The 6,551-nt window shown below is 31.4% G+C and carries 7 protein-coding genes; 3 read left to right on the top strand and 4 right to left on the bottom strand.

Features of this window, described 5'->3' with window-relative positions:
* The first annotated feature begins 68 nt into the window (after window positions 1-68).
* Window positions 69-509, top strand: a complete 441-nt coding sequence (locus tag A2255_01540) for a hypothetical protein (GenBank protein OGI18209.1) — start codon at window positions 69-71, stop codon at window positions 507-509.
* Here the strand turns inward: A2255_01540 and A2255_01535 are convergent.
* The 3 genes from A2255_01535 to A2255_01525 all read right to left on the bottom strand — a co-directional run bounded on the left by A2255_01535 (window position 506) and on the right by A2255_01525 (window position 3,649).
* Window positions 506-817 (bottom strand): hypothetical protein, encoded by a 312-nt coding sequence (locus tag A2255_01535; GenBank protein OGI18208.1) that lies wholly within the window; start codon window positions 815-817, stop codon window positions 506-508. The genes A2255_01540 and A2255_01535 overlap by 4 nt on opposite strands.
* Before the next feature lie 421 nt (window positions 818-1,238).
* Complete coding sequence (locus A2255_01530; protein OGI18207.1) at window positions 1,239-1,427, bottom strand: hypothetical protein; 189 nt, start codon at window positions 1,425-1,427, stop codon at window positions 1,239-1,241.
* A gap of 134 nt (window positions 1,428-1,561) precedes the next feature.
* Window positions 1,562-3,649, bottom strand: coding sequence for a hypothetical protein (locus A2255_01525; GenBank protein ID OGI18206.1), 2,088 nt, complete (start codon window positions 3,647-3,649; stop codon window positions 1,562-1,564).
* Window positions 3,650-3,838: 189 nt separating this feature from the next.
* Here A2255_01525 and A2255_01520 point away from each other — a divergent pair, with 189 nt between their 5' ends.
* Complete coding sequence (locus A2255_01520; GenBank protein ID OGI18205.1) at window positions 3,839-4,273, top strand: hypothetical protein; 435 nt, start codon at window positions 3,839-3,841, stop codon at window positions 4,271-4,273.
* Entirely contained in the window at window positions 4,270-5,679 is a 1,410-nt protein-coding gene (locus tag A2255_01515; GenBank protein OGI18204.1) for a hypothetical protein, read from the top strand. Before A2255_01520 ends, A2255_01515 begins: the two co-directional genes overlap by 4 nt.
* 54 nt (window positions 5,680-5,733) lie before the next feature.
* Here A2255_01515 and A2255_01510 read toward each other — a convergent pair whose 3' ends face one another.
* On the bottom strand, window positions 5,734-6,315 hold the full coding sequence (locus A2255_01510) for a hypothetical protein (GenBank protein ID OGI18203.1): 582 nt from the start codon (window positions 6,313-6,315) through the stop codon (window positions 5,734-5,736).
* Window positions 6,316-6,551: the final 236 nt, after the last annotated feature.

Below are 6,551 nucleotides of genomic sequence, written 5' to 3'. Positions count from 1 at the left end.
TTTGAAATATTAACTTTAACAGCAGAAAATATTGTAAGGATAGCTATGATAAGGATTTCCCTCAAAAAATGTTTTTAACAAAACAGCTTCTTAGTGAGATGGGAAATGCTATTTATCTAGAAAAAAGCTTTAGTTTTCCACTTGATGATATTATTATCTGCGGATATATAGATAGAGTAGATAGGTTGGATAATGACAAAGTAGAAATTATTGATTATAAAACTGGCAATATAAGAAATCTGCCTCAAGATGATCTTCAATTAAACTTATATGCACTAGTTTGCAGGGATTATCTTGATTTAATCCCTGCAAAACTAAGTTTGTATTTTTTGAAAACCAATCAGAAAACAAGTGTTGACGTGAGTAATGTATATATTGATTTGGTAAAAAATTTAGTACTAAATACAGCAGATAAAATTCTTTCTCAAAATTTTACTATTACTCAAGAATCACTACAGAATTGTAATGATTGCTGTTATCAGAAAATATGCCCTAAATTGCCGAATTAGCTAGCAAGACAGCTTTTTAGGTATTCTATCGTTTTTAACTTGTTTTCATATAGGTACTTGATGAATTTTAAGTAATTTTTGTTTGTGGATGAAATAGTTACGCTAATTTCAAATCCGTCTGAGCAAAATGGTTCATAGTCGTAAACTACATAACTATTATATTTACTTCTCCATTCTTTTTTCTCGATCCGACAGTTATTCTCTATAGCTATTTTTTCAAGCCATGGGAGAATATCTTTGGATATGTTTCTAAATTCCAATATGTTGGAATTATAGATTCCATCCGCGTATTTTTGCCCCATATTCATAACTTCTCCCTCCTGCTTGATGGCTTTTTACACGCACGTAGTATTTAATATGTTTTTTAAAGATAAATTTATCTACATCTGTATAAAGTTTATGGCATATTTGCAATTTTTATAATAAACAAAAGACCAATATCTTATAGTGATAAAATTGATAATTTATTTCATAAAAATAATACTTTTGGTGAATTTTAAATTTATACTTTTAGTCATGCAAAAAAATAGTAGTACATCGTAAACAGATAGATTTAAATTAAGTCTATCTGTTTCGAAGACTACAGTTGATGACTTAAGTTAGGTGATAATATCACCTAAAAAAGAAGAGACAAACTATTGTTTGTCTCCCTATGATAAATTTTAAAATTAAGAGTTAGAGTTAAAGGTTAATTGGTATCAAAGATTGAAAAATTGCCAAAAAAATTTTTTATAAAAGTAGTTCTAAGATTGAAGCATTTCTTGCATCGTATGCTAAGTCTCTGGTTCTTCTAGTTTTATACATATATGTTCTTAATGCTTCTCTGATTAATTCGCTTCTACTTCTTTGCTCTTTTTCAGCGATTTCATCAATTGTGCCTAAAAATTCATCAGTCATTGAAATTAAAACTCTTGCCATAACCCATCTCCTTTATTAATTAATAATCCCAGTATTACTTGTTTGATTTTTTACCCCTATTTATATAAACGGATTTAGAGATGAAAAATTGCCTATTTTTTTGATTTTTTTTTAAAGTTTACAAAACTTAATTTTTAGAAGCCCGCATTACCAGCAGGAGCGTGATGATCAGGCAATGGAGGAACCGGTGGGGTATATTCAGGCTCTGGAACAGGAGCATTTAAGGGTTTTGGAATAGGAGGCTGATTATTCTGTTTATTACTTGACTCTGTTTGTTGCATTATTTCAGTTTCTTTTGGTGTTTCCTGGGTACTTGTCTCATTAGCTGACAGTCCTTCTTCATTTACAATATCATCATTTTCAAGAGATTTTGCATTTAATTTATCTTTATCATTAATAGTTATTTCAGGGTATAGGAAGCCCATAATAGGATTATTGGCTTCTACAACACGCATATATTGCCCCCAAATGATTGCAGGTACAGTTCCTCCAGTGACTCCATGATTAGAAGTGTTATTATCATTTCCAATCCATATCCCTGTAACCACATTAGGAGTAAATCCTATAAACCAGGCATCTTTATAACTATCTGTGGTTCCCGTTTTTCCTGCAGCAGGTCTGTCAATATTTGCAGCCCTACCGGTTCCCATTTTAACGACTTGTTCCATCATTTCAACCATGTAAGCGGCTGTTTTAGTGTCTAAAACTCTTTTATAGTTACTGCCTGCTTGATAAATAGTGCGTCCATTTGGAGTTTCCACTCTTTCAACACCATATGGTTCGACTTTTACACCACCGTTGGCAAGCGCTCCATAAGCAGTTGACATTTCAATTAGTTTTACTCCATTAGAACCAAGGGCAATAGTAGGATCATGTGCAAGATATGTATTAATCCCAAGCCTTCTTGCCATGCTAATAACGCTATCAACGCCAACTTCCTTTATAAGTCTTGCTGCAATTGAGTTGGATGAGTAAGCTAAAGCTTGGTATAAAGGAATTCTGCCTCTATATCTGCCAGCATAATTTCGAGGACTCCAGTTACCTATACTTACAGGCGCATCAGTATAAATTGATTTAGGATTTAAGCCTCTCTCAATAGCTGCTGCATAGACAAAAACCTTAAATGATGAACCGGGTTGTCTGACTGCAAGCGAAACCCTATCAAATTGGCTGGAATAATAATCCTTACCACCTATATATGCAAGAATTCTACCTGTTACTACATCAAAAGAAAGGAGTGCGACTTGTTGATAGGGCTTTTTCAATCCCCATCTTGACATATTCTCTCCTACTCTTTCGTCTGCAACACTTTGATATTTATACTTTAGTGTGGTGTAAATTTTATAACCACCATGAATAATTTCTTCTTCTGTTAGCCCTGCTTTGTCTCTTAGTTCTTTCATTACCAGATCAACAAAATATGGAGCTTTATTTAAAGCATATGGCCTATGAGACTTATTAATTTTTATTGGAGCTTTGTTAGCTTTTTCTGCTTCTTCTTCAGTTATACACCCCATTTTAAACATTCTTTCCAACACCATAGCTCTTCTGGCTTTGGCTTTTTCCATACTTTGGTATGGAGAATAAGCTGATGGTGCTTGTGGTAATCCTGCAATTAACGCAGCTTCAGGTAGAGTTAGGTCTTCTATTTTTTTATTAAAATAAATTTCAGCAGCAGCTGAAACTCCATAAGCCCCTTCACCAAGATAAACGTTATTTAGGTACATTTCGAGGATTTCATCTTTAGGCAGTGTTTTTTCAAGCCTATATGCGATTATTAACTCTTTAATCTTTCTATCCATGGTTTTTTCCGTAGACAGAAAAAGTATTCTTGCAAGCTGTTGAGTTATTGTACTAGCTCCTTGAACAACCCTTCTAGCCATAAGGTTTGAAATTGTGGATCTAATGAGCGCTATTGGGTCAAATCCTTTATGAATATAGAAGTTTTTATCTTCTGTTGCAATAATGGCTTTTTTTAAGTTATCCGGTATTTGTCTGATTTGTACTTTTTTATATTTGTATGAACCAAAGGTTTTTATTACTACCCCATCACTTGAGACAATTTGTGAAGCAAGGGTTGGTTGATAATTTTGCAATTCAGAAATTGGTGGCAAATTATTGAGGTATAGTAATCCTGAAGCGATGCCAGCCAAGACAAAGGCTAAGAATAAAATTATTGCTATTGAGCAGAAACCTTTTTTATTTTGTCTGTGTTCATTCATTTTTAATTGACCTGTAGCTATTCTCACATTAATAATATATTATCAAACATAAATAAAAATTTTAAAAATTTTATTTGGTTAAACACCGAATTTTCTAACTTATAGTAAATCGAAAATAGAATTTTTTATAGCAATTTAATTACAATAATAGAATTGAGTTAAGTTATCAGAGAAATTACTAATAATGTTATGTTAAAGATAAGAGCTATATGCACTGTTAGACGGATTCATCTAGTATTAATAAGTATATTTGTACTATCGATTGCTGTTTCTTCTGTACGTTTAAACATTTTATATTTCATAAATATAATAAAGCATAATCCTTCTATTTCAGGAAAACAAGATATAATTTTTTTTGAAAAGCATTTTTCGCCAGTAAAAAGTTTTTTGCCTCCAGGAAGTGTGGTTGGTTACATTTCTGATAGTTATAAGTCAGATAATATGGATTATTTTTTGACTCAATTTGCTCTTAATCCTTTAATAATCTCAAATAAGTCTAATAATGAAATTTTTATAGGGAATTTTAGGTCAGTCAATTATCGTAATATTTGTTTGAATAATGGATTTGAAATTATTAAAGATTTTGGCGGTGGTGTCATTTTACTTCGAAAGAAAAGCCAATGATATTTAAGCTATTACTAGTACTACTTTTACCCATTCTATCAGGATTTTTTCTGATTAATTTATTTTGGAGAGATAAATCCTCAGTATTTTCTGACTTCTTATTAAAATTATCTTTATCTGTAGGATTAGGTATTGGGCTTTCTTCCTGTTTATATTTTGTTTTATTGATGTTTTTTAATGACTTTATTAGAAGTTTTATTTTTGTAGAGTCCGTTTTAGCTGTATTTTTGTCAGTATTTCTTGTTTATAAAGTTCGTAAAAAGAATTTAAACATAAATTTATTCTTTTCAAGTTTTAAATACCGGATTTATCAGATACCTTTATTCCTTACATTTTTGGCGTCTTTCATTTTAGCTATTGCCTTTTTTCTGATTAACTCTATGAATAATCCATATGGAAACTGGGATGGGTGGGCTATATGGAATATGCGTGCCCGTTTTATCTTTAGAGGTGGGGAATCTTTTATAAATACTTTTTCAAATTTAATTGATTGGTCTCATCCTGATTATCCAATTTTACTGCCTGCATTCATTGCTCGTTGCTGGAATTTCGTCGGTAGTGAAACGCAGATTATACCTGTACTTATACAATTATTATTTACATTTTTTACAGTATTATTACTTTTTTCTTCATTGTCTCTACTTCGTAGTAAGGTGCAGGGATTATTGTCAGGTATGATACTCTTAAGCTCACTATTATTCATAGCTGAAGGAGTTACTCAATGCGCAGATATTCCAATAAGCTTTTTCTTTCTGGCAACTATAGTTTTATTTTATTTGCAGGATAGGTTTGTTTCAGAAAAATATTATTTCTTATTGCTGGCAGGAGTAATGTCCGGACTTGCTATTTGGACAAAAAATGAAGGATTTTTATTTTTAGTTTGTTTAATTATTGCACGATTATTAGTGTGTATTCCTATTAAAGGCTATAAAGTTCTATTTCGGGAATTAATGTGGTTCACACTTGGGCTTATGCCCGTATTGCTAATAGTTATGTACTTTAAGTTACAAGTAGCACCTGCTAATGATATATTTTCTAATCTTACTTATCAGAGTATCTCTGATAAATTACTGGATTTTTCCAGATATGCACAATTAACTGACATTTTTAAACACAAAATTCTAGAATTTAGTCAGGGAATTGTAAGTCCGTTATTAATAATAGCTTATTCGATTGTTATAGGAATAAAAATAGAGAAAGAAGACAGATTAAATATATTGTTCTCATTTTTACTATTCATATTTATGTTAATTGGATACACATTTATTTATATAATTACGCCTTATAATCTTAGTTGGCATGCCGAGACTTCTTTACACAGGCTTATATTACAGCTTTGGCCAACTTTTATATTTATTTATATGATGATAATAACTTATCCTGAGTATTATTTTAAAAAAGAATAGTAAGTACTAAACGGAGTTATAAACATAACTCCGTTTAAGATTATAATATATAGATTATTTATAACTATTCATTTGTCCGTGGCCACTAAATTGATTTGATGAATATTGGGTCCTTGCTCTATATTGATCTACATAAGCTACATAAGATGGTAACTTTGTTAAATAGTCAATAGGAGGATAGGGCCTTCCTTTATATGTAACTTCAAAATGCAGGTGTGGTCCGGTTGATCTTCCTGTTGAACCTACAAGACCAATTACCTGACCTCTTCTTATGTAATCACCAACTTTTACATAATTATATGAATTATGGCCATATGTAGTCTGAATTCTTGGCATGCCAGGAATATCAGGGTAGTAATGGTCAATTGTAATAGCAATACCATAACCGCCACGCCAGCCACTTTTAGTTACATAGCCATCCTGCACAGCATAAATAGGTGATCCGTATGGAGCAGCTATATCGATGCCGTCATGGGACTTGGTAATTCCACTAAACGGATCGGATCTATAACCAAAATTGGATGATATTCCCCCTAATACAGGTCCAACCAGCTGCATTTGTTCGGCTATAGCAGGTGTTACTTGTAAAATATTTATGATTAGTATTACTAATAAAATTCTAAAAATAGATTTCACTCATATACTCCCAAGATTTTACCAATTAAACTAATGCTATAAATTATTTTACTGGTTTTCATCATATAAATGTATGGAATTTCGTAAAAGCCTAAAAAAATGATACAAATTTTTAAAATAGTAATTAACTACTGAATTATTGCTGATTATTTACTAGTTTTAGACATTAAGTAGGTAACAAAAAGTTTTCACGTCTTATTATTCAATTTAGTAATTCCGTTTATTATAGCTGTATC

The organism is Candidatus Melainabacteria bacterium RIFOXYA2_FULL_32_9 (assembly GCA_001784615.1).
GTDB lineage: Bacteria > Cyanobacteriota > Vampirovibrionia > Gastranaerophilales > UBA9579 > UBA9579.
Note: the sequence above shows the minus strand (reverse complement) of the source record. Positions and strands in the feature narration are given on the sequence as shown.

Bases quoted from the DNA above. Each gene is read 5' to 3' on its own strand.
- A2255_01520 (OGI18205.1), top strand. From the start codon at position 3,839: ATGTTAAAGATAAGAGCTATATGCACTGTTAGACGGATTCATCTAGTA.
- A2255_01540 (OGI18209.1), top strand. From the start codon at position 69: ATGTTTTTAACAAAACAGCTTCTTAGTGAGATGGGAAATGCTATTTAT.
- A2255_01515 (OGI18204.1), top strand. From the start codon at position 4,270: ATGATATTTAAGCTATTACTAGTACTACTTTTACCCATTCTATCAGGA.
- A2255_01535 (OGI18208.1), bottom strand. From the start codon at position 817: ATGAATATGGGGCAAAAATACGCGGATGGAATCTATAATTCCAACATA.
- A2255_01525 (OGI18206.1), bottom strand. From the start codon at position 3,649: ATGAATGAACACAGACAAAATAAAAAAGGTTTCTGCTCAATAGCAATA.
- A2255_01530 (OGI18207.1), bottom strand. From the start codon at position 1,427: ATGGCAAGAGTTTTAATTTCAATGACTGATGAATTTTTAGGCACAATT.